Genomic DNA, 21,957 nt, shown 5'->3' with positions numbered 1-21,957 from the left:
TTGAGACGCGGGGCAAATTAGGTCAATGATACTTACCTATATACATTTGTCCATGCCCAAAGAAGCATGTGGGCGTGCCGCCACCGCGGTTGCGGCTCGCGCGCTGCCAGCGTATTTGCTGGCCATGACAGCAGCACAGAACGACCGCTCCGCGTCGACGCCCTCGGTGGCCTCGGCGCATGACAAGATTCTCATCGTCGACTTCGGCAGCCAGGTGACGCAGCTGATCGCGCGTCGCGTGCGCGAGGACGGCGTCTATTGCGAGATCGTCCCGTTCAACAAGGCTGAAGCCGCCTTCAATGAGATGAAGCCGAAAGCGGTGATTCTCTCGGGCGGCCCCGAGTCGGTCCACGAGGCCGGCTCGCCCCGCGCCCCGCAGGCGATCTTCGATTCCGGCGTGCCCGTGATGGGCATCTGCTACGGCCAGATGACCATGGCGGCTCAGCTCGGGGGCGAGGTCGAGGGCGGTCATCACCGCGAATTCGGCCGCGCCGATGTCGAGGTGAAGGCGCCGAGCAAGCTGTTCGAGGACGTCTGGTCGTCAGGCGGAAAGAACCAGGTCTGGATGAGCCATGGCGACCGCATCACCAAGATGCCGCCGGGCTTCTCCGTCGCCGGCACCTCGCCGAACGCGCCGTTCGCGATCATCCAGGACGAGACGCGCAAATATTACGGCCTGATGTTCCACCCCGAAGTGGTGCACACACCCGACGGCGCGAAACTGATCCGCAACTTCGTGCGCAAGATCGCAGGGCTCACCGGCGACTGGACCATGCGCGCCTTCCGCGAGGAAGAGATCGCAAAAATCCGCGCCCAGGTCGGCAAGGGCAAGGTGATCTGCGGCCTCTCCGGCGGCGTCGATTCCGCCGTGGCGGCCGTGCTGATCCACGAAGCCATCGGCGACCAGCTCACCTGCGTGTTTGTCGATCACGGCATGCTGCGCCTCGACGAAGCCAAGACCGTGGTCGATCTGTTCCGCCACCACTACAACATCCCGCTCGTGCACGTGGATGCGTCCAAGCAGTTCCTCGTCGAGCTCGAAGGCGTCACCGATCCCGAAACCAAGCGCAAGACCATCGGCCGCCTCTTCATCGAGGTGTTCGAGCAGGAGGCCAAGAAGATCGGCGGCGCCGACTTCCTGGCGCAAGGCACGCTCTACCCCGACGTGATCGAGAGCGTCTCCTTCACCGGCGGCCCTTCGGTGACGATCAAGTCGCACCACAATGTCGGCGGTCTGCCCGAGCGCATGAACATGAAGCTCGTCGAGCCCCTGCGCGAGCTGTTCAAGGACGAGGTGCGCAAGCTCGGCTACGAGCTCGGCCTGCCCGAAATCTTCGTCGGCCGCCACCCGTTCCCGGGCCCCGGCCTCGCCATCCGCTGCCCCGGCGACATCACAAGCGACAAGCTCGACATCCTGCGCAAGGCGGACGCCGTCTACATCGACCAGATCCGCAAGCACGGCCTCTACGACGAGATCTGGCAGGCTTTTGCCGTGCTGCTCCCGGTGAAGACAGTCGGCGTCATGGGCGACGGCCGCACCTACGACTACGTCGTGGGCCTGCGCGCCGTCACCTCAACCGACGGCATGACCGCGGATTTCTACCAGTTCGATATGAAGTTTCTGGGCGAGACCGCCACGCGCATCATCAACGAGGTGAAGGGCGTGAATAGGGTGGTGTATGATGTGACGAGCAAGCCGCCTGGGACGATTGAGTGGGAGTAGGGGCTCCTCTCAAGGTTCAACAGAGCTGAATTAGCTCGTTACTTCTCGGAGAGGCGGCGCGGCATAAATGGGATTTGGGGTATTCATCCATCGATCGGACTCGATCTACGATGACAGCCCCGCTGAGCAATACCAGTTTCCCGGTCAATATCTGCGGCGCGTCGAGGCCTGCGTCGGCGATTGGATCATTTATTATGAGCCAAGCAAGGTCGCCGAGACGCGGGGCTACTTTGCGATCGCCCGGGTTCAGCGAGTCATTCCCGATTCCGGTACTTCGGGAATGTACCTCGCTCTGATCGAGCCCGGAAGTTATCTCGACTTTGCCAATCCGGTCCCTTTCAACACGGCGACTGGTCCGGTTGAGCGCGGTGTACTGAATGAGCAGGGACGAATCTCGGGGCGTGCTCAGTCGGCCGTCCGGCCAATCTCAGCGGACGATTTCAATAGAATATTCGAACTCGGTTTCGCGGAAGGCGCGCCGCTACTGCCCCGAGTCGATACCGATGTTCGATTGTCTCAACTCGACGAAAGTCAGCAGGCGCCGTTCATACTCGAGCAGCAGCGCGATCGCGTTAGCTTGACGGTATCGAGAGTCTTGCGTGACCGCGTCTTTCGTCGGATCGTCTTGCGAGCCTACGACGAGCGCTGCGCCATTACCGGGCTTAAGCTCATTAACGGAATGGGGCGCGCGGAAGTTGCTGCGGCGCACATTCGGCCTGTGGAGGCAAATGGGCCGGACATCGTGAGCAATGGGATCGCTCTCTCCGGTACCGCTCATTGGATGTTCGATCGTGGCTTGATCAGCTTGGCCGATGATCTGAAAATATTGATCTCGCGCCAGACAAACGACCTGGAAGGGGTCCGCTCGGTCATCAACAAGACCGGTCGTGCACTCGAGCCAAGAAGACCGTCGGATCGGCCTCATCCGCATTTTCTGCAATGGCACCGCGAGCATTGTTTTAAGCAATAGGCGCGCTCTCAGCCCGTAGGATAGGTAGAGCGCAGCGGAACCCATTGCGCGCGACGGCGAGGCGCAAGTCGCCTGTCGTAATATAAGTATTGACTTATATAAGACCATGCCGATATTCCTTCACGAAACCAGAAGGGAGGTCCGGGATGGAGATCGACGTTGCCAGGGTGTTGGGACTTGTCACGCGTTCGGTGCGAAATTTCGAGAAGGACGGGAAGCCGGCCAGCGCGGTCACCTTGACACGCCTTTACGACACCAGCGTCGACGATCTCTGGGACGCGCTGACGAGCAGGGAACGCATCCCGCGCTGGTTCCTGCCGGTCGAGGGAGACCTCCAGCTCGGCGGAAGGTATCAGCTCAAGGGCAATGCGGGCGGCACCATCACGGCCTGTGCGCCGCCCACCCATTTCGCGGCGACATGGGAATTCGCGGGTGCGGTCAGCTGGATCGACGTCACGCTGGCGGCAGAACGGAGCCAGGCGCGCTTGACGCTTGAGCACAGCGCGATGATCGAGGATCATTGGAATCAGTTCGGTCCGGGTGCGGTCGGCATCGGTTGGGACCTCGCCATCGCCGGGCTCGAGCGATACGTTGCGACGGGCGCATCGGTCGACCACGAGACGGCCGAGGCGTGGATGGGCTCGCCCGAGGGCAAGGAATTCATGACCGGGAGCGGCGAATTTTGGCGCGCAGCGCATGTCGCGAGCGGGGTGGATGAGGCCTCGGCGAAGCAACGCTCGGACCGTACCATTGCCTTTTATCGCGGCGAGATGCCGCCTGACATCGCGCACCCCGGCACAGGAAGCTGATGCACGTCTTCGAAGTCCTCGCCGATCCCGTGCGCCGACGCATCCTCGAACTGCTCGCCCCCGGAGAGATGGCATCCGGGGAAGTCGTGGAGGCGATCGGGGCCGAATTCGGCATCACGCAAGCCGCCGTGTCGCAGCATCTGAAGGTGCTGCGCGAGAGCGGCTTTGCGACCGTTCGGGCCGAAGCGCAAAGACGCCTCTACTCGGTCGACGTGGCCGGACTTCAGGCAGTGGATGCGTGGGTCGGTCGGTTCAGGACTTTCTGGGAGCCGAAGCTCGACGCGCTGGCGACGGAGATCGCGCGCGGCAAGCGGGAGCGACGCAATGCACCGCTGACCAAGCGGAGCGGCAAGAGGGCCTGAGAGCTGCGCCGAACCCGAACCGCCTCACTCAAGCGCCTCCTGCCAATGTGGATAGGTGACGTAGGCCGTGACGGCGCCTTGCTCGTGCGAGCGGATAGTGACCTTCTCGCCCTTGGGCATGTAGATGATCTCGCCGGGGCCTGCCGTGACGGTGCCGGCTTCACTCGACACCGACAGCTTGCCCTCCAGCACGAGCATGACATCGTCCACGGCGAGCTTTTCATCGAGGCTCTGGTTCGGCGCATAGCGGCCGAATCCGATGGTGATCGGGCCGCCGTGGCGCTGGTCGATCACATTGCCTGCGAAAATGTCTCCGTCCTGCCCGGGCGAGCGTTCGAACGACGCATCCGCCACGGCAAACTTGCGAACCTTCATGGGATCCTTCCGTTCCGCGCTTGAGTTGACAGGGTGGAACGGTAGACGCCTGACGCCGGTGTTTGTTCAACATCGCCGCGGGGCGGTTTGACGCAGCGCTCGCAGCGCCATCCATCAAGGGGTGCGATGTCCAGATTGTCGCACGCTGCGCATACGGGATCGGAGTCGCAACAATGCCACAGTCGCGACGAGACGACATTCTTTAGACCCATTCAATTTCGCTTCCTTGTTTCCGTGTGCCCATAAGTCCGCGTCTGATTTTTTGCTCACCGGGGATTGGAATGCTGAGTTTGAATGCCGTGAGGCATGGTTTTCTCGCGACCTGCAGTTTGTTCGTGTTGGATGCAGGACTTGACGGCAAGAGTTACGCTCAATCTCAGCTACCGCCAGTGACGGTCGATGCTCCAAAGCCGCAGCAGGCCCGCCGCGCGCAGTCCGCGCGGCCCGGTGCCGCAAGCGAGATGCGACGATCGGTGCGGCGGCCGAATCCGCGCAGGGAGGCGCAGATTGCTGCAGCAGCTCCGGTGTCGGTCACGACTCTTCAGAGTGCGATGGGTCCGGTCCAGGGCTTCGTCGCAACGCGCAGCGCCACCGGCACCAAGACGAATACGCCGCTGATCGAGACGCCGCAGTCCGTCTCGGTCGTGACGCAGGACCAGATCCGCGACACCGGCGCACGAACCGTCGGCGAGGCGTTGGCCTACACCGCCGGCGTGCAGACGCAGCCATACGGCTTCGACCCGCGTTATGATCAGTTTCTGATCCGCGGATTTGCGGCCAACCAGTACGGCAATTATCGGGACGGCTTGCGGCAGGGCAACGGCTCGTTCGCCTATTTCCGCAACGAGCCCTATGGCGCCGAGCGCATCGAGGTGATGCGCGGTCCGTCGTCCGTGCTGTACGGTGCCAATGAAGCCGGTGGCATGGTGAACTATGTGAGCAAGATGCCGCTCGACAAGCGGCTCAACGAGGTTGGCCTCGATATCGGCAATTTCGATCGCTATCAGGGACGTTTCGACTTCAGCGGACCGAGCCTTGATAACGACAAGCTGCTCTATCGCTTCACCGGGCTGGTGCGCGACAGCGGCACGCAGATTCCCGGGACGTGGGACGACCGCGTGTTTTTCGCCCCGAGCGTGACCGCCAAGCTGAACGAGGATACGACGCTGACCGTGCTGGCCGAGTACGAGCGCAGCAAGACGTCGATGTGGCCGTATTACCTTCGCAACCCGGTGACCGGCGTGGTCACCAATATTCGTCTCGGCGATCCCGCATTCGACGCGCTCACGCAGTGGCAGGCCTCGGTCGGTTACAGGCTCGAGCATCGCTTCAACGAGGCATTGGCGTTCCGGCAGCATGTCCGGCTCGAACATGTGTCGTTCGAGGGCAACATGGTCGATGCGCTCAGTTTGTCGCCGGATGGCCGCACCCTCAACCGCTACGCGGCGACCTTCCGTGAGCGGCTGAACACATTCAACGTCGACAACCAGATCGAGGCCAAGCTGGCCACCGGTCCGATCAAGCATACGGTCCTCGCGGGTGTTGATTATTTCCGGCAAAGCACGACGCTGGACTATTATGCCGGCTTGGCGCCGTCGCTCGATCTGATCAATCCGGTTTACGGCAGTTCGGCGCCGACGATGCCTCTGGGGCTCATGAGCACCAACAGCCAAACGCTCGGCCAGGTCGGGCTTTACGCACAAGACCAGATCGCGTGGGGCGGCTGGCGGCTGACCGTCGGCGGCCGGCAGGATTTTGCCGAGCTCTCGAACCGCAACGACCTGACGGGTGTGACGAGCAACAGCGAGCCAAGCAAGTTCACCGGCCGCGCCGGATTGTTGTATCTGTTCGAGTCGGGGCTTGCCCCCTATGTGAACTATGCGACATCGTTTCTGCCGCTAACCGGCACGACGGCACCCCAGCGCGGCGGTACACCATTCGCGCCAACGACGGGTGAATCGTTTGAAGCCGGTATCAAGTATCAGCCGCTTGGCTGGAACAGTTACTTCACCGCGACCTGGTTCAACCTCACCAAGGACAACGTGTTGACCATCGATCCGGCCTTTCCGACTTTTTCGGTGCAGACCGGTCAGGTTCGTTCGCGCGGCGCCGAGCTCGAGGCCGTGCTGTCGCTGGCCGAGGGTCTCAAAGGTGTCGCGTCCTACAGCTATACCGATGCCATCGTGACGCGCAGCAATGGCCTTGATCTCGGCAAGGTGCCGATCGGCGTGCCGTTGCAGCAGGCGGCGATCTTCCTCGATTACACCTGGCAGAATGGCCTGCTTGCAGGCTTTGGCGTCGGTGCCGGTGCGCGATGGATCGGGCAGACCTGGGCGGACGAGGTCAATACGATCAGGAATCCGGCCGTCACGGCGTTTGATGCGGGCGTGCATTACGACTATCGCGGCATGCGCTTGGCTCTGAATGCGCGCAATCTGTCGGATGAGCGCGTTCCGATCTGCAATGGTGGGACCTGCGCGTTCACGCAGGGACGGACCGTGCTGGGGAGCGCGACAGCGCGGTGGTGAGCAGGGCTGGCGCTGCCGCCGATCCGATCGGCGCGCAGGGACCCGGCGGAAACGTCGGATGTCCGTCTCGTTCGGCCGTGATACGACGCCCGCATCGTCCTCTCCGGAGCCAGCTTGCATGTCCACTGCGATCGCCCCCAGCCAACAGCCCGCCACCGCCGCCGAGACCGATCCCGAAACCGTCGGCTGGATGAAGGGCTTTCCGCCGGCGCCGGACCGCACCATCACCTTCCAAAACGGCTCCTTCCGCAATTTCCCCGAACTCCGCTGGGCCTGGAGCAACATCCGCCAGCTCGTGCCCACCGTGAATGTCTGGCGCGGAGCAGGGCCGGCCTCACCGCTGCCGCGGGCGGATCACGACATCGGCACGGTCGCCTCGACCACCATGGACGGGCGGCCGATGACCTTCGCGAAAATGCTGGAGGAGACGTACACGGACGGCATCGCCGTGCTGCATCGGGGCAGGCTGATCTATGAGCGCTATTTCGGCGCGCTGAAGCCGCACAAGCCGCATATCGGGATGTCCGTGACGAAGTCCTTCACCGGCGTGCTCGCCGGCATTCTGGTCAGCGAGGGCAAGATCGATCCCCAGGCTTCCGTGACCGACTATGTGCCGGAGCTGAGGGCCAGCGGGTTCGGCGATGCGCGCGTGCACGAGGTGATGGATATGACCACGGGGCTCGCCTACACCGAGGTCTACACCGACAAGAATTCGGATGTGTGGGGCCTTCGGCGCGCCAACGGCATGGCGCCGATTCCGCCTGACTATGACGGCCCGACCACGATCTTCGATTTCCTCATCGCACAAAACAAGCAGGGCGAGCACGGCAAGGCCTTTGCCTACAAGACCGTCAACACCGACGTGCTGGCCTGGATCATCAGGCGCGCCAGCGGCATGACGCTGTCCGCTCTTCTGTCGGAGCGCATCTGGATTCCCATGGGCGCGGAGGAGGACGCGTATTATCACGTCGACCGCATCGGCACCGAAAGCGGCGGCGGCGGTCTGTCCACGACACTGCGCGATCTCGCCCGCTTCGGCGAGACCATGCGTAATCACGGCCGCTTCAACGGTCGTCAGATCGTGCCGTCAACCGTCGTCGAGGACATCGCACGCGGCGGCGACCCTGAGAAATTCAAGCCGGCCGGCTACACCACGCTGCCCGGCGCGTCCTACCGCAATCAATGGTGGGTCACGCACAATGAGCACGGCGCCTACATGGCGCGCGGCGTCTACGGTCAGGGCATCTATGTCGATCCCAAGGCCGAGATGGTGATCGCGCGCTACGCCTCGCACCCAGTTGCCGGCAATGCCGCCAACGATCCCGTGACGCTGCCGGCCTACATGGCGCTGGCGAAAGCGCTGATGGCGGGCGGGTAGGGCGCCAGGCTGCGTAGGGTGGATTAGCCTGCGGCTGCGCGAAGCGCAGTCCGCCGGCGTAATCCACCATTCTCTCGGCACGCCGCAGTCAAAGTTGGCGGATTACGCTTCGCTAATCCGCCCTACGGGCCGGCGAATGCCGCGATATCCTCTCAAACCGCAAGATCGGTCGAGCGCTTCACGGCCATCACCGCCTAACTAAAGGCGCCACGGAGGAGGGACGATGAAGGCGGCGCTGCAAAACTATCAGGACCGGATGCGGCGGGTGCTGGACCATATCGACCGGCACCTCGACACGGATCTCGATCTGGACAGTTTGAGCGGCGTTGCGGCCTTCTCAAAGTTTCATTTCCACCGGCAGTTCACGGCGACCTTCGGGCTGTCCGTGCATCGCTATGTCCAGTTGGCCCGTATGAAGCGCGCTTCCTATCGGCTGGCCTACAGTGACGTCCAAAGCGTCACCGACATCGCGATGGACGCCGGTTACGAAGCCCCGGATGCCTTCGCCCGCGCCTTTCGGCAACGGTTCGGGCAGTCGCCGTCGTCGTTCCGCAACTCTCCCGACTGGGAGCCGTGGCTTGTGGCCTTCGGGCCTCTCGACAATGCGAGGAGCAAGCTCATGCAAAAGACTTTCACCAACGACGACGTGACGATCCGCGATGTGCCCGCGACGCGGGTGGCGATCATGGAGCATCGGGGCGACCCGGCAACGCTCGGCGACACCATCCGGCGGTTCATCGCCTGGCGCAAGGCAGCGGGCCTGCATCCCAGGACAAATCCGACCTTCAACGTCTGGCGGTCCGAACGACGTCCTGCCTCGCCCGCCGCTTACAGCGTGGACCTCTGTGTCGGGACCGACCAGCCGATCGAGGCGAATGGCGAAGAGGTCAAGGCCGGCGAAATCCCCGGCGGGCGCTGCGCCGTGCTGCGGGTCGTCGGCTACACCGACAATCTGGAGCCCGCCGCGCTCTACCTCTATCGCGACTGGCTTCCGGCCAGCGGCGAGGAAGCACGCGACTTCCCGATCTATTGCCAGCGGCTGAGCTTCTTCCCGGACGTGCCCGAGCATGAGACGGTGGCGGAGCTTTTTCTGCCGCTGAAATGATTGCCTAAGGTGGATTATGCCCGCGGCTGCGCGAAGCGCAGTCGCGGCCAACCCGCCCTACATATCCCGCCCCATCTTCTCGTACTTCTTCACCAGCCGCTCCCGCTTCAGTCGCGACAGTCGCTGGATCCAGAACACGCCGTCGAGCTGGTCGATCTCGTGCTGATGGCAGACGGCGCGCAGGCCGTCCGACTCCTCACTCTGCATGCTGCCGTCGAGATCCCAATAGCTGATCCGCACCCGCGCGTGGCGCTGCACCTCGTCATTGACGCCGGGCATCGAGACGCTGCCCTCGCGGTGCAGGATCATCTCGGGTGACGTCCATTCAATGACCGGATTGACGTAGGTGAGGGGGCCGTCCTTGGCGTCGAGCTCGAGCACGACGACGCGCAAGGGCATGCCGATATGCGGCGCGGTGATGCCGATGCCGGGCGCGGCGCGCATGGTGTCGAGCAAATCCGCTGCAAGCTCACGCAAGCCGTCGTCGAAAGCGGTGACGGTGCGTGCCGGCATCGCGAGCCGGCGGTCGGGATAGCGCACGATGGGGCGAATGGTCATGCAGGGCTCCTACCACTCACGGAGGGTTGAAGCACGCCGTTCTTGACTGCCTACCAACTGGAAGGTAGCTAACCTGCCATGACCAAGATATCCTCGACCGCCGACGACATTCTGGCCTGCGCCCGCACGCTGATCATTGCCGGCGGCTACAACGGCTTCAGCTACGCCGATGTGGCCGAGATCGTCGGCATCCGCAAACCGAGCATTCACCACCATTTCGCCAGCAAGGTCGATCTGGTCCGCACCCTCGTGTCGCGATATCGCGAGGAAGCCCAGGCGGGGCTGGCGGCCATGGAGCGCAACGTCCCGGACCCCGGTGAGCAGCTCAAGAGCTATGTCGCGTATTGGGAAGCGTGCATCAAGGACGCGACGGCTCCGTTCTGTGTCTGCGCGCTGCTCGCCAGCGAGCTTCCGATCCTGCCTGAAGAAGTCGCGCTCGAGGTCCGGGCTCACTTCCGCTCGCTGGCGTCGTGGCTGACATCGGTGATGGAGCGCGGCAAGCGGCAGGGGCGGCTTCAGCTCTCCGGCACGGCCCGGATCGAGGCTGAAGGATTCATGGCGACCGTTCACGGCGCGATGCTGTCGGCGCGAGCCTATGGCGATCCGAAAATGTTCGGGGTCATCGCGCGGCCGCTGCTGGATCGGCTTTCCCCCCGGCACTGACGCCACACCGGCACCGCTGCAATCGATCTGAACGGCGAGGCGATTTCGTTTCGCCAGAAAGCTACCAACTAGTAGGTAAGGAAAGAAGATGAGAGATCTTGAGATGGCTTCGGATACGTCGGGCCGTGCGCAATGGCTGAAGCAATACTATTTCCTTCGCGCGGCGTTTTCCCTCGCCTGGGTCATTGCGGCCTTTGCCGTCGCGCCGTCCTCTGCGATGATCGCGGCAACGTTGCTGATCGCCTACCCGGCATGGGACGCCGCGGCTAATTATCTCGACGCGCTCTGCAGCGGCGGATTGAACCAGAACCGCACCCAGGCCCTGAACGTGCTGGTCAGCCTGGCGACCACCGTCGCGGTCATCCTGGCCTTGCGGGTGAGCATGAACTGGGTGCTCGGGATCCTCGGCGCGTGGGCGATCCTTGCCGGATTGCTTCAGCTCGGCACGGCGGTCCGGCGCTGGAGGAGCTACGGCGCGCAATGGACCATGGTGCTCAGCGGAGGCCAGTCGGCGCTGGCAGGCGGCTTCTTCATCGTTCAGGCCACGATGCCCGCAATCCCGTCGATCGCGAACGTCGCGGGCTATGCTGCGGTCGGGGCGCTGTACTTCCTGGTCTCGGCGGTCTGGCTCACCGTCGGCACGTGGCGCCGTGGCGCGGCGCTGTGAGGCGGGCGCCTCCGGCAACGCATCTTGTCCGTCGGTGGCAGACGTTCGATGGTGATGAGATCAAGTTCGGCGGGATGATGCCATCGTGCCGGTGTTTTGCCTGACAGGTCAAATCGCGCGTCATTCCGCAAATCGCAGGCCTCGTAAGTCCTTGATCCGGCAGCGCCCGGCTACTGTGCATGGGGTTGTTTTCGACTTTTTTGTTGGCAGGTCACGAACCCGTGCGGCAAAAATGACGTGAGCCATGTCGGCCGGCGCAGTTCCCATTCGTCTTCCACGTGAGACAGACCTGACGGGAGACCGAAATGACTTCTTCCAACTATCGCTGGGTGATCGTCGCCGCCGGCGGCCTGCTCGGCTGCGTCGCGATCGGCGGCATGTTTTCGCTGCCGGTGTTCCTGCAGCCGATCGCCAAGGACACCGGCTGGTCGGTGACCGGCATCTCCAGTGCGATGACGATCGGCTTTCTGGCAATGGCTTTCACCAGCATGGCCTGGGGCACGCTGTCCGACAGGTTCGGGCCGCTGCCGGTGGTGCTGACGGGATCGACGGTGCTGGCGCTCAGCCTGTTCGCGGCAAGCCATGCGACCTCCCTGATCGTGTTCCAGTTCGTGTTCGGCCTGCTGGTCGGCGCCTCCTGTGCGGCGATCTTCGCGCCGATGATGGCGACCGTGACCGGCTGGTTCGATACCCATCGCAGCCTTGCCGTATCGTTGGTGTCGGCCGGCATGGGCGTGGCGCCGATGACGATGGCGCCGCTCGCGGCCTGGCTCGTCTCGCACCATGACTGGCGCACCTCGATGCAGATCATCGCGCTCGTCGTCGGCGCCATCATGATTCCGGTCTCGCTTCTGGTGCGCCGCCCGCCGGCGCTCGCCCATGCGGCGGTCGCACCAACGGGCGAGGGGACCGCGCAGAACGAGATGTCGATGGGCGAGGCGCTGCGCTCGCCGCAATTCCTGATCCTGCTCGCGACCAACTTCTTCTGCTGCGCCACCCATTCCGGTCCGATCATCCACACCGTCAGCTATGCCGTGAGCTGCGGCATCCCGCTGGTCGCGGCGGTGACGATCTACAGCATCGAGGGTTTTGCCGGGCTCGGCGGGCGCATCGCCTTCGGCCTGATGGGCGACCGTTTCGGGGCCAAGCGCGTGCTGGTCTCGGGGCTGCTGCTCCAGGCGTTCGGCGCGCTCGCCTACGTCTTCGCCCATCAGCTGGCGACCTTCTACGCCGTCGGCGCGGTGTTCGGCTTCATCTATGCCGGCACCATGCCGCTCTACGCCGTGCTGATCCGCGAGAACTTTCCGCTGCGGATGATGGGTACGGTGATCGGCGGCACGGCGATGGCCGGCAGCCTCGGCATGGCGACGGGCCCGCTCGCCGGCGGCCTGATCTACGACGCCTTCTCCAGCTACGCCTGGCTCTACATCGCTTCCTGGGCGATGGGCCTGGGTGCCTTCCTGATGGCGATGAACTTCAGGCCGTTTGCAAAGCCGCAAGGCGAGGTGGCGCCGGCGGCGGCGTAGGTTCGATATCGAGGCGCAGAGTCAGAGCTGCGCCTCGATCGCCGCCTTGTCGATCACCGACCACACCTGCCGGATTTTTCCGTCGTGGAACGCGTAGAACACATTCTCGCAGAACGAGATGCGCTTTCCGTTGACGGCAAGGCCTAGGAATGTCCCGACCGGCGCGCAGTCGAACCTCAGCCGCGCCGCGATCCTGGGCGGATCCGACAGCAGCATTTCGATGTCAAAACGCAGATCCGGGATCTCGCGAAAGTCCTGCTCCAGCATCGCGCGATAGCCGGACAGCCCGAGCGGCCGCGCGCTGTGGGCGACGTCGTCATGCACGAACTGGCCGAGGGCCGGCCAGTCCTGCCGGTTCAGGCAGGCGATGTAGGCGTGGTAGATGGCAGCGAGGTCGTCTCTTCTCATATCGAAGCTCCCGACGGCTTCGACCCTAACGCGCGAGGATCGCGAACCGGTCCAGCTCAGATGCGCTTCTCGAAGAACAGGTCCGGATAGGGATCGTCATTGTAGCGCGGGATCTCGCGCCAGCCCGTCGTGCGGTAGAGCTGGCCGGCCTCGGGCAGCGCGCTGTTGGTGTCGAGCCGCAGCAGCGTGATGCCGAGCGCGCGCGCGGCGCTCTCGGCGGCGTCCATCAGGCGCCGGCCGAGCCGCAATCCGCGCGCGGCGGGCGCGACCCACAGCCGCTTGATCTCGGCATAGCCGTGATCGGTGCCCTTCAGGCCGACGCAGCCGATCGGCAGCGTGTCCGACATCGCGACGATGAAGTTGCCGCGCGGGCGGCGCATGTCCTTGGCGTCAGGGTCGCGCGACAGTGAGACGTCGAAGCCTTGCTTGAAGCGGCGGCCGAGCTCGGCATAATACTCGCCGAGGCAGTAACGCGCTTCTTCGCTTCGCGGATCCATCTCCTCCAGCGCAACACGCTCGCGCGTCAATGCGGACGCGATCAGGTCCATCGCCGCCAGCAGCGTCTCGGCCTGCGAATGCTGCGCGAGCAAGCCCTCGGCCTGCGTGTTCGACAGTGCCTCATAGGCCGCGAACTCGCGCCGGCCCGCACGCGTCAATGTCGCGACCCGGCGGCGGGCATCGTCCTCATGCGCGGCGGTCTCGACCAGGCCGTCCTCTTCCAGGCTGCGCAGAAGCCGGCTCATCAAACCGGAATCGAGGCCGAGATAGTCGCGGATCTCGGCCACGTCCGAACGCCCGTGCCCGATCGCATTGAGCACGCGCGCCGCGCCGAGCGGGCGGCCGCGCCCGAGAAACGAGGTATCGAGCGCGCCGACGGCGGAAGTGACGGCACGGTTGAAGCGGCGAACGCGGGAAACGGGGTCGAGCATGATGTCTGACTTTAGTCAGATATCGCGGTCTGTCAATCGAGCGGGAGCTGATGCTAGGTTTCCGGCCGGATCAGCTTGATGTCCTGGTCGGCGGCCCAGCCGGCAACGTCCTCACGCTTCAGGGCGGTTGCCATCAGATCCGGAAACTGATCCGGCGTGCAGGCGAACACGGGAATGCCGAGACTTGCGACCTTCGCGGACAGCGCGGGATTATAAGAGGGATGGCCGGTGTCGGTCAGCGCCAGCAGCACGATCACGTTGATGCCGCGCGTTGCGAGCCGCGCCAGCCGGTCGACCAGCGCATCCGCATCGCCGCCTTCATAGAGGTCGGTGATCAGGATCAGATGCGCCTTCGCCGGCCGTTCGATGCGCTCCTCGCAATAGGCGACGGCGCGGTTGATGTCGGTGCCGCCGCCGAGCTGGACGCCGAACAGCACCTCGACGGGATCGGCGAGCTCTTCGGTCAGGTCGACGATCGCGGTGTCGAAACAGACGAGCTTGGTCGCGACCACCGGCAGCGAGGCCATCACCGCCGCGAAGATCGAGGCATAGACGACGGAGGTTGCCATCGACCCCGACTGGTCGACGCACAGGGTGACCTCTTCGAGATCGACGATGCGACGCTGCTGGCGCAGGAAGCCGATCAGCCGTTCGGGCACCACGGTGCGGTGCTCGGCCTGGTAGTGGCGCAGATTGGCCTTGATGGTGCGCGGCCAGTCGATGTCGGCAAAGCGCGGGCGATGGGTGCGCAGCGAGCGGTTCAAGGCGCCGCGGACCGCGTCCGCGGTGCGCCGCTCGAGCCGTTCCATCAGCTCGGCCACCACCTTGGCAATGACGATGCGGGCGGTATCCTTGGTCTTCTCCGGCATCACGCCGCGCAGCGCGATGAGATCGGCGATCAGGCTCACATCTGCCTCGACGGTCGCAAGGAATTCGGGCTCGACCAGCATCTGGCGCAGACCCTTGCGCTCGAAGGCGTCCTTCTGGATCACCTGCACCACGGGCGCGGGGAAGAACTCCCTGATGTCGCCGAGCCATTTTGCGACGCGCGGCGCCGAGCCGCCGAGCCCGCCGCGGCCCTTCTTCGGCGCCTCGTCGCCGTCGCCATAGAGCGCCGTCAGCGCCTCCGACATGCGGCGATCGCTGGCGGACAGGGCTGGGCCGTTCTCGGCGCCTTCCGCGTCGACGCCGAGGGCGAGCGTCCAGCGGCGGCCGCGTTCATCGGCTTCGCTCATCGCGCAGCTCCCGAGGTGAGAAGTTCGAGCACGCGGACCTGATGCGCGGACCAGATATCACCTGCGCCGGCGAGCAGCCGATATCCTTTGGCGGCATCGGTGCTGCGCGCGAACAGCGCGTCCATCAACCGCCTGCGCTCGGTTCGGTCCAGCGCCGAGAAGACGCGGCGGAACAGCGGCAGGCTGGCGGTGAAGGCGTCCTCGTCCAGCGTCATCAACCAGGCGTCGACGGCGCCGCGCAGCGTTGCATCGTGGATCAGCCGCTGGCCGGCGCCCTCGAAGAAGCCTTCGAAGAAGCCGGCGGCTTCCGCAACGGGCGTGCCGGGCGAGAGCATCCGCGTCAGCAGGTCGGCCGCGTGATCGGCAGTCAAGAGCTCGGCCTCGTAGAGCAACCGCGCCGCGGTGCCGGCGATCAACCGGGTGGCCTGATCATCGTTCAGCAGCGCGCTCAGCGCATCGCGCCAGCTGGCGACGATTTCGGGCTCGATCTGGGCAAGCTGGATCGCTGCGTCGGCTGCGAGCAGCGCGCCGCGCAGCTTGGCCGCCGCGGGTCCGTCCAGATTGCGCGCGGCATAGGGCAAAGCGAGTGCGGCCTGCACCACGATGCGCGGCATCAGCGCCGCCAGATGCTCGACCGTGCCGGCGCGCGCCTCGCCATAGCGCAGGATGTCGGCCATCGGCGGCAACGCACCGAGCAGAGACTGTCCGTCGCTGGTCAGCGCCGCCTTGGTCTCCAGCGCCGCGATGCCGAACGCGGTGGCGCGAGACAAGTCGGCGATCATGGCGTTGCGCACCAGCGTCGCGAGCGGAGCCAGTTCGGCTTCCTTGCCCATCGCTTCGATCAGGCGTCCGCCGGCAGCCTCGGCGATGGTCGAACCGTGGAGCAGATTCTCCACGAGCCTGACTGCGAATTCCGGCTCCCAGCGCAACTGCCAGTTCTCGCGAAACGTACCGCGGCTGCGACCCGCGTCGGTGAGCCGTCCCCAGGGCACGTCGAGCGCGTTCAGCCGGTGCAGCAGCGTGGAGCGCATCAGCCCGCTTTCGCTGCGCAGATCGAGCGTCAGCGGCCGATCGAGCGCCTCCGGCTTGAGCCGCGTCGCCTTCTGCTGCCGCTGGAGATCTTCGAGCAGCGGCGCGAGCGGTGTCGCGGCCGGGATCGCGCCGACACCTGCGCCGATCAACAGCTCGGCTGAAATATTCTCCCACATGGCGCGCTCGCCGTTGCACAGGCACGCGATCGCCGCCTCGCGCAGCTCTGCGAAACCCGGCGCAGGGCGGCCGCGCAGCGCCGCGAGGGCAGTGCCGAGCCGCTGCGCCTCGATCACCGAGGCGGTCGATACGAAGTGGCCGCGATCGCGCAGCACGCGCGTCGCCTTGGCAAGCCACACCGCGGCACGATCGCGGTCGCGCGTATCCCAGACATGGGCGCACCATCCCGGCGCCACCACGCCCGCGCCATAGCCGCTCGCGCGCGCCAGGCGCGGCGCGGTCCAAGGCGCCCAGGTCGCCTTGATCTTGGTCTTCGGCCGGCCCTTGAGCAATTCGCGATCCGCAGCAAGGCTGCGACGCTCGGCAAGCGCCGGCACGTGCCAGGCGCCGCAAAGGACCGCGATGGCGCCATCGTGGTCCTTTGCCGCCTTCGCGATCTCGATCCGCATATGCGCCTCGCGCGCGGCCTCGCGGGCCGACAGCGATTTCTCGTCTGCGCGCAGCGCCGTCATCGCATCGGCAACGGCGGCGAAGATCTGGCCCGTTGCAGGATTCTCCTCGATGACGTCGGACCACCAGGACTCGCCGTCGTCATAGCCTGCGGCGGTGGCGAGCGCCCCGATCGGGTCGTGGCTGACTGGATCGGCCTCCGCCCTTGCCGCAATCTCTTCCGCAATGTCGCCGTCGGTGGCACCCAGCCGGTCCGATGCCGGCAGGTCGATGAAGCGCAGGGTCGTGCCGTGGCGTACCGCCCAGCGTGCGGCCTGGTATTCCGGCGAATAGTCGGCAAAGGGAAAGAAGCTGGCGTTCGCCGGATTGTCCTCGGCGTAGGTGAGCAGCGCCACCGGCGTCACCATGTCGGGGTCGGCGAGCATCGGTAGTAGCTCCGATGCATCCGCCGGGCCCTCGATCAGCACCGCGACCGGCTTCAGCGCGTCGAGCGCTTCCACCAACCGCCGCGCGGAGCCGGGGCCGTGATGCCGGATGCCGAAGAGGGAGACCTGGCCTGCCATCGCTCGCGCCGCGCTGTCAGATCCGGTCGGTCAGCGAAGCATAATAGCCTTCGAAGCCACGCCGCTTCTTCAACACGGTTTCGAGATATTCGCCGAGCACGGCCGTATCCTGCACCGGATCCTTCACGACGGCACCGATCATGTTGCTGGCGAGCGTCTCCGGCGTCAGCTTGCCGTCGTTGAAGAAGGTCGCCTGGCTGATGCCGCCGATCATCACCGCGATCGCTTCGGCTGTCGACAGCCCGCCCGAGGGCGACTTCAGCGCGACCTTGCCGTCCTCGGTCGACCCGGAGCGCAGCTCGCGGAAGATCGAGACGACGCGCGCGACCTCGTCGGCGACGTTCTTCGGTGCCGGCAAATCGAGATTCTGCGCCATCTCGCCGACACGCTTGACGATGATCGCCACTTCCTCCTCGGCGCTGTCGGGCAGGGGCAGCACGACGACGTTGAAGCGGCGCTTGAGCGCGGAGGACAATTCGTTGACGCCCTTGTCGCGGTTGTTGGCGGTGGCGATGATGTTGAAGCCGCGCTGGGCATAGACGGCAGTGTTGAGTTCCGGAACCGGCATCATCTTTTCCGACAGCACGGTGATCAGCGTGTCCTGCACGTCGCTGCCCATCCGCGTCAGTTCCTCGAAACGGCAGAGCTTGCCGCCCTCCATCGCACGCATCAGCGGCGTCGGGACCAGCGCTTCGCGGCTCGGCCCGTGGGCGAGCAATTGGGCATAGTTCCAGCCGTAGCGGATCTGGTTCTCGTCGGTCCCGGCCGTGCACTGGATCACGAGCGTGGAGTCGCCGGTGATGCCCGCGGCGAGGTGCTCGGAGACCCACGATTTGGCGGTGCCGGGCACGCCCAGCAGCAACAAGGCGCGATCGGTCGCAAGTGTCGCGACGGCGGTCTCGATCAGCCGCTTGTCTCCGACATATTTCGGCGTGATCACGCTCCCGTCGGCGGCCTTTCCGCCCATGAGGTAAGTCACCACTTGCCGCGGCGAGAGCGCCCAGCCCGGCGGACGATGCCCGTCGCCCGCGGCAAGCGCCTTCAACTCGGCGGCATAGCTGTCCTCGGCGGGCAAGCGCAGTTTCTCGCTCATGGTTTCGCTCCGTTGTCGTCCAACGCGGCGTTGAGCCGCAGCATGTCGAGGCGCGGGTCTCCTTGCAGGAGGCCCGCAGCCGTCAGTCGTTGCAGTGATTGTCGCGCGCCGTCTCGCGAGGCGAGAAGGCCGAGCGCGTGAAGCTCCGAGACCTGATCGCCGGGCCTTGCGTCATCGCGATGAAGCGCGGCGAGCAGGGTCTTGCCGGCGGGCGCGGAGAGCGGATCGTCCAGCCGTGCCGCTGCGCCTGCGAGCTGTCGGGCCAGCTCGAAGCTGATGCCGTGGGTGCGCAGCGCCGCCTCGGCATGCCTCGTGCGTTCGGCGGGCGCAAGGCGTGGCGCGAGCGCGGCAACGAGGCCGGTGGCATCGCGTTCGCCGATGGCGTCCGCCGCTTGCGCGACCAGCGCATCCGTCCCGGTCGCGACGATCAGGTTGATCAGCGACATGTCGGCGGCATGGTCCACGTTCCAGTCCCAGGCGGCGATCAGCTCCTGCGGCGCAAGCCCCAGCGCGCCGGAAAACGAAGCGAGGTCGGCGCCGTCGAACAACGCCTTGCGGCGCTGCATCTGCGCCGGCGTCTTGAGTGGTTCGGCCTGGATCACGCGCGAGCGGCGTAGCAGCCCCTTGGTCTTGACCGAGAAGAAGCCGGCAAGCTCGGCGACGTCCTCGCCGGCCGCAGGGCCGCGGCCAAGACGCGCGAGCAGCGAGACGGCAAGCGCCTTGACCTTGGGGGCGCGATCGTCGGCCGCGATGCGCTCGAGAAAGGCGATGTCGTCGTCGGATAGCCGCTCCGACAGCAGCAACAGCAGGCGCAAGCGTGTGTCGGCAGTCTCGCTCGCGAGCTTGGCCTCCAGCACCGCGCGTGCGGCGGACGGGTCGCGCCGCCTGAGTTCGGCCAGTGCCGCCTTGCGAGCAGCGGGCCAGAAATCGTCCCAGTTCTCGGCGGTGAGGCTGTCGTTGGTTTGCCGCCGGGTGGCGCCGTCGGAGTCCGCAATCGTCGCCCAGTCGCGCCAGCTGGCATATACGTCCGGCGCGTCGTCATCGTCGGCTGCGGGCATCCAGTCGGCCGGATGCGTTGTCCAGCCGCGCGCCGCGAGGAAGTGGACGAGTTCGGTCCCGGCGTGCGCCTGCTTCTTCGCCGCGAGGATCCGACGCACGAGCGGACGCAGCTCTTCGGGCACCGTCGGCAGTGCAAGCGTCGGGATGTCGGGCAGGGCGCGGAGCACTGAAGCCGGCTCCATCGTTACCGAGGTGCCGAGAAACTGGCCGGAAAGCGCCAGCAGCCGCAATTCCGCTTCGGCGGGATCGTCGCCGAGCTCGGTACGCCAGAACGTGGCTGCGGGCGCGGCCGCGGATCCCATGGTCCAGCGCGTGAGGACTGAACCCATCACATCAAGGATCGTCTCGGCCCTGGTTGCCTCAGTCATGGCCGCCGATCCGCCCCCAGGGGGTCTGCGCGGCGAGGATCGCGAGCCGACTGCCCGACCAGATCGCGGCGGTGCGCGCGAGATCGGTGCCGCACAGAATGCCATTGACCTCGGAGGCCACCGGCAGCGTCGCGAGGCCATCGGCCGATCGCCACCATGTGTGTCCGGCAGCGTCACGCGCGATGCGCCCGTGCGGCAGCAGCAGCGGAATGTCGATCACCCAGGGCTCTGTCAGCAAGGGTCGCGTCAACGCCTCGGAAAGTGCTTCGTCTGGCACGGGCCATCCCGGTGCCGGCATCTCCTGTGCGGCGTCGCGCCGGACGAGCAGGGCGCGGAGCGGCTGCGCCGACGGATAGAAGACGAGCTCGCCGTGAAAGCGCTCGCCGGGCGTGAACACCGGACCGCGCCGTCCGGCGCTTGCCGGGAAAAAATCCAGCAGCGTGGCGAAGCGCGGACCGGTCGCGGCGAGATTGAGCAACCAGGTGGTCTGCGATACCAGGCCGTCGCGGCGCGTCTGCACCTGCTCGGCAAGGACCTCCCAGTCCGCATCGACCCGCAGCGCATCTGGATCGGCCAGCACCGTCTCGCGCGTCTCGGATGCCGCCACGGCGCGGCGGATCTCGGTGTTGCGTGGCGCGGCGCGGAAGGCGCGCGCGAGCAGTACCAGCTTGCCGAGCTCGACCACGGCGCCGCGCGGCCGGTCACCTGCAGAAAGCGCGAGGAGGCGGGACGGCAGCTCGTCGATCCGGCCTGCGAGCACCGCGGCCTTGCCGTCGACCAGCCGCGCCGCGATCCGCCGGCACCGTGCCGTGGCGTCGTCGATGAAGCCCGACAACCCCATGCGAAGCTGGTCGCCGATCCATTGCTCGAGCGCATCCAGCGCATCGAGAATGGCACGCTCGGTTTCCTCGTTGCGCTTGGCCGCCTGGGCCTCGCGCCGCGCCACGTCCTTCGGATCGTCGGCGACCTCAGGTTCGGCGGCGCGCGCGGCGCCCAGATCCTTCTCGCCGCCGGATGGCGCATTGGTCGCAGGCTTTGCCGCGGACGTGCCGCGCCGGCGGCCGAGCCAATCGCTGACCCAGGCCGGCGTGTCGGCGGGCGTGAACGGCACCACTGCTTCCGCATTCAGCCACAGCAGGCCGAGCACGTGCTTGCAGGGAAATTTGCGCGACGGGCAGGTGCACTTGTTGCCGAGGTCGCGCAGATCGGCCATCACGCGGTACGGATTGGCGCCGGAGCCCGCGCATTCGCCCCAGATCAGCGCGCCATCGCGGCTGCCGCCGACGCCGGACCATTTGGCGGGCTTGGCAAGGCCGGCGGCGGCCTTGAGCGAGGATTGATCGGTCGCGAGTTGCTCGACCGCCTTCAGATCAATCGCCACGCCGATGTCCTAAATCGAATCCACGACCGCCAGTATATCGGGGAAGAATGAAAGCTCAATGTTGCCGCGAGTGGCCGGCTGGCTACACGCGGTGATCGTCGCGCCGGCCGCTCCCCGGCGGGGCGAGCCCCAGTTCCTTGCGGGCCTTCCGCGTGAGCTTTGCCACGATCAGCGCATGCGCCTCAGTCAGATAGGCCGTGAGCTCGGCGTCGGGCAGCGCGCCGTTGCTGACGAGCTGCACCCATTTGGCACGCGCAAGGTATGGCGCCGGTCGCGCCACGCCGTGCTCGATCAGCATCGCATAGGCCATATCCGAGGTCTTGAACATGTAGCCACCGGTACCAGCGGCAAAGCCGCCGCCGAGCGCGAACATCTTGCCGCCGATTTTGAAGACGGAGGTGCCTTCCCACTGCACCACTTTGGTGACGGCGGGCAGGCGCAGGCAGCGGGTTTCGAAGGATTTGGGTGTCATTGCCGGAGCGATAGCAGGTTGCGTGCGGCTTGCAATGTGCATGCTGGCGGCCTTGCGGGCAGACGCTCGATTGTATCGCTCGGCAATGGCGAAGTTGATGCCGTGTGCCGCCCTTTGTGAGTTGTG

20 protein-coding genes are annotated in these 21,957 nt (G+C 65.6%); 10 read left to right on the top strand and 10 right to left on the bottom strand.

The genetic code is table 11. The annotated features are described in order from the left end of the window. The first annotated feature begins 124 nt into the window (after positions 1-124). From guaA to AABA86_RS12600, 4 genes are all read left to right on the top strand, one after another. Positions 125-1,723 carry a glutamine-hydrolyzing GMP synthase gene (gene guaA / locus AABA86_RS12615; protein WP_338307005.1) on the top strand — a complete coding sequence of 533 codons (1,599 nt, stop codon included), beginning with the start codon at positions 125-127 and terminating at the stop codon, positions 1,721-1,723. A 67-nt stretch (positions 1,724-1,790) separates the two neighbouring features. Next, complete coding sequence (locus tag AABA86_RS12610; protein ID WP_212246363.1) at positions 1,791-2,693, top strand: HNH endonuclease; 903 nt, start codon at positions 1,791-1,793, stop codon at positions 2,691-2,693. 146 nt (positions 2,694-2,839) lie between these two features. Beyond that, positions 2,840-3,502 carry an SRPBCC family protein gene (locus tag AABA86_RS12605; protein ID WP_212246359.1) on the top strand — a complete coding sequence of 221 codons (663 nt, stop codon included), beginning with the start codon at positions 2,840-2,842 and terminating at the stop codon, positions 3,500-3,502. Next, positions 3,502-3,864, top strand: a complete 363-nt coding sequence (locus AABA86_RS12600) for an ArsR/SmtB family transcription factor (protein ID WP_104465384.1) — start codon at positions 3,502-3,504, stop codon at positions 3,862-3,864. The genes AABA86_RS12605 and AABA86_RS12600 overlap by 1 nt, the downstream gene beginning before the upstream one ends. A 24-nt stretch (positions 3,865-3,888) precedes the next feature. Here AABA86_RS12600 and AABA86_RS12595 read toward each other — a convergent pair whose 3' ends face one another. After that, positions 3,889-4,239, bottom strand: coding sequence for an AraC family ligand binding domain-containing protein (locus tag AABA86_RS12595; protein ID WP_212246357.1), 351 nt, complete (start codon positions 4,237-4,239; stop codon positions 3,889-3,891). A 524-nt stretch (positions 4,240-4,763) separates the two neighbouring features. Between AABA86_RS12595 and AABA86_RS12590 the strand changes: the two genes are divergently transcribed. From AABA86_RS12590 to AABA86_RS12580, 3 genes are all read left to right on the top strand, one after another. After that, positions 4,764-6,767 (top strand): TonB-dependent siderophore receptor, encoded by a 2,004-nt coding sequence (locus AABA86_RS12590; RefSeq protein WP_338307001.1) that lies wholly within the window; start codon positions 4,764-4,766, stop codon positions 6,765-6,767. 118 nt (positions 6,768-6,885) lie between these two features. Beyond that, positions 6,886-8,145, top strand: a complete 1,260-nt coding sequence (locus AABA86_RS12585) for a serine hydrolase domain-containing protein (RefSeq protein ID WP_338306999.1) — start codon at positions 6,886-6,888, stop codon at positions 8,143-8,145. 223 nt (positions 8,146-8,368) lie between these two features. Further along, a complete protein-coding gene (locus AABA86_RS12580; RefSeq protein WP_338306998.1) occupies positions 8,369-9,250 on the top strand; it encodes an AraC family transcriptional regulator in 882 nt (293 codons plus the stop codon). Positions 9,251-9,307: 57 nt separating this feature from the next. Here the strand turns inward: AABA86_RS12580 and AABA86_RS12575 are convergent, their stop codons facing one another. Continuing rightward, entirely contained in the window at positions 9,308-9,808 is a 501-nt protein-coding gene (locus AABA86_RS12575) for a peptide deformylase (RefSeq protein WP_338306997.1), read from the bottom strand. A gap of 78 nt (positions 9,809-9,886) precedes the next feature. Between AABA86_RS12575 and AABA86_RS12570 the strand changes: the two genes are divergently transcribed. The 3 genes from AABA86_RS12570 (at position 9,887) to AABA86_RS12560 (ending at position 12,664) form a co-directional block, all read left to right on the top strand. Continuing rightward, complete coding sequence (locus AABA86_RS12570) at positions 9,887-10,471, top strand: TetR/AcrR family transcriptional regulator (protein ID WP_338306996.1); 585 nt, start codon at positions 9,887-9,889, stop codon at positions 10,469-10,471. Between the two features lie 88 nt (positions 10,472-10,559). Further along, positions 10,560-11,138, top strand: coding sequence for a DUF308 domain-containing protein (locus AABA86_RS12565; protein ID WP_338306994.1), 579 nt, complete (start codon positions 10,560-10,562; stop codon positions 11,136-11,138). Positions 11,139-11,443: 305 nt separating this feature from the next. Beyond that, a complete protein-coding gene (locus AABA86_RS12560) occupies positions 11,444-12,664 on the top strand; it encodes an MFS transporter (protein WP_338306992.1) in 1,221 nt (406 codons plus the stop codon). 21 nt (positions 12,665-12,685) lie between these two features. Here AABA86_RS12560 and AABA86_RS12555 read toward each other — a convergent pair whose 3' ends face one another. From AABA86_RS12555 to AABA86_RS12520, 8 genes are all read right to left on the bottom strand, one after another. Then, the gene (locus AABA86_RS12555) at positions 12,686-13,072 is read right to left on the bottom strand and encodes an ester cyclase (RefSeq protein ID WP_338306990.1); all 387 of its coding nucleotides are present in this window, start codon (positions 13,070-13,072) and stop codon (positions 12,686-12,688) included. Between the two features lie 56 nt (positions 13,073-13,128). Continuing rightward, complete coding sequence (locus tag AABA86_RS12550; protein ID WP_338306988.1) at positions 13,129-14,001, bottom strand: bifunctional helix-turn-helix transcriptional regulator/GNAT family N-acetyltransferase; 873 nt, start codon at positions 13,999-14,001, stop codon at positions 13,129-13,131. Positions 14,002-14,054: 53 nt separating this feature from the next. After that, positions 14,055-15,236 carry a VWA domain-containing protein gene (locus AABA86_RS12545; protein ID WP_212246345.1) on the bottom strand — a complete coding sequence of 394 codons (1,182 nt, stop codon included), beginning with the start codon at positions 15,234-15,236 and terminating at the stop codon, positions 14,055-14,057. Continuing rightward, entirely contained in the window at positions 15,233-17,458 is a 2,226-nt protein-coding gene (locus AABA86_RS12540) for a DUF5682 family protein (protein WP_338306987.1), read from the bottom strand. Before AABA86_RS12540 ends, AABA86_RS12545 begins: the two co-directional genes overlap by 4 nt. Positions 17,459-17,474: 16 nt before the next feature. Continuing rightward, the gene (locus AABA86_RS12535; RefSeq protein ID WP_212246341.1) at positions 17,475-18,551 is read right to left on the bottom strand and encodes an ATP-binding protein; all 1,077 of its coding nucleotides are present in this window, start codon (positions 18,549-18,551) and stop codon (positions 17,475-17,477) included. Next, the gene (locus AABA86_RS12530; RefSeq protein ID WP_338306984.1) at positions 18,548-19,978 is read right to left on the bottom strand and encodes a DUF5691 domain-containing protein; all 1,431 of its coding nucleotides are present in this window, start codon (positions 19,976-19,978) and stop codon (positions 18,548-18,550) included. The genes AABA86_RS12535 and AABA86_RS12530 overlap by 4 nt, the downstream gene beginning before the upstream one ends. Further along, a complete protein-coding gene (locus tag AABA86_RS12525) occupies positions 19,971-21,359 on the bottom strand; it encodes an SWIM zinc finger family protein (protein ID WP_338306982.1) in 1,389 nt (462 codons plus the stop codon). Before AABA86_RS12525 ends, AABA86_RS12530 begins: the two co-directional genes overlap by 8 nt. Before the next feature lie 82 nt (positions 21,360-21,441). Then, positions 21,442-21,831, bottom strand: coding sequence for an MmcQ/YjbR family DNA-binding protein (locus tag AABA86_RS12520; RefSeq protein ID WP_338306980.1), 390 nt, complete (start codon positions 21,829-21,831; stop codon positions 21,442-21,444). Positions 21,832-21,957 lie beyond the last annotated feature (126 nt).

This window comes from Bradyrhizobium sp. TM233, from assembly GCF_036247965.1.
In the GTDB taxonomy this organism is placed as follows: domain Bacteria; phylum Pseudomonadota; class Alphaproteobacteria; order Rhizobiales; family Xanthobacteraceae; genus Bradyrhizobium; species Bradyrhizobium ottawaense.
The sequence above is the reverse complement of the archived record's forward strand: the minus strand, read 5'-3'. Positions and strand labels throughout refer to the sequence as shown.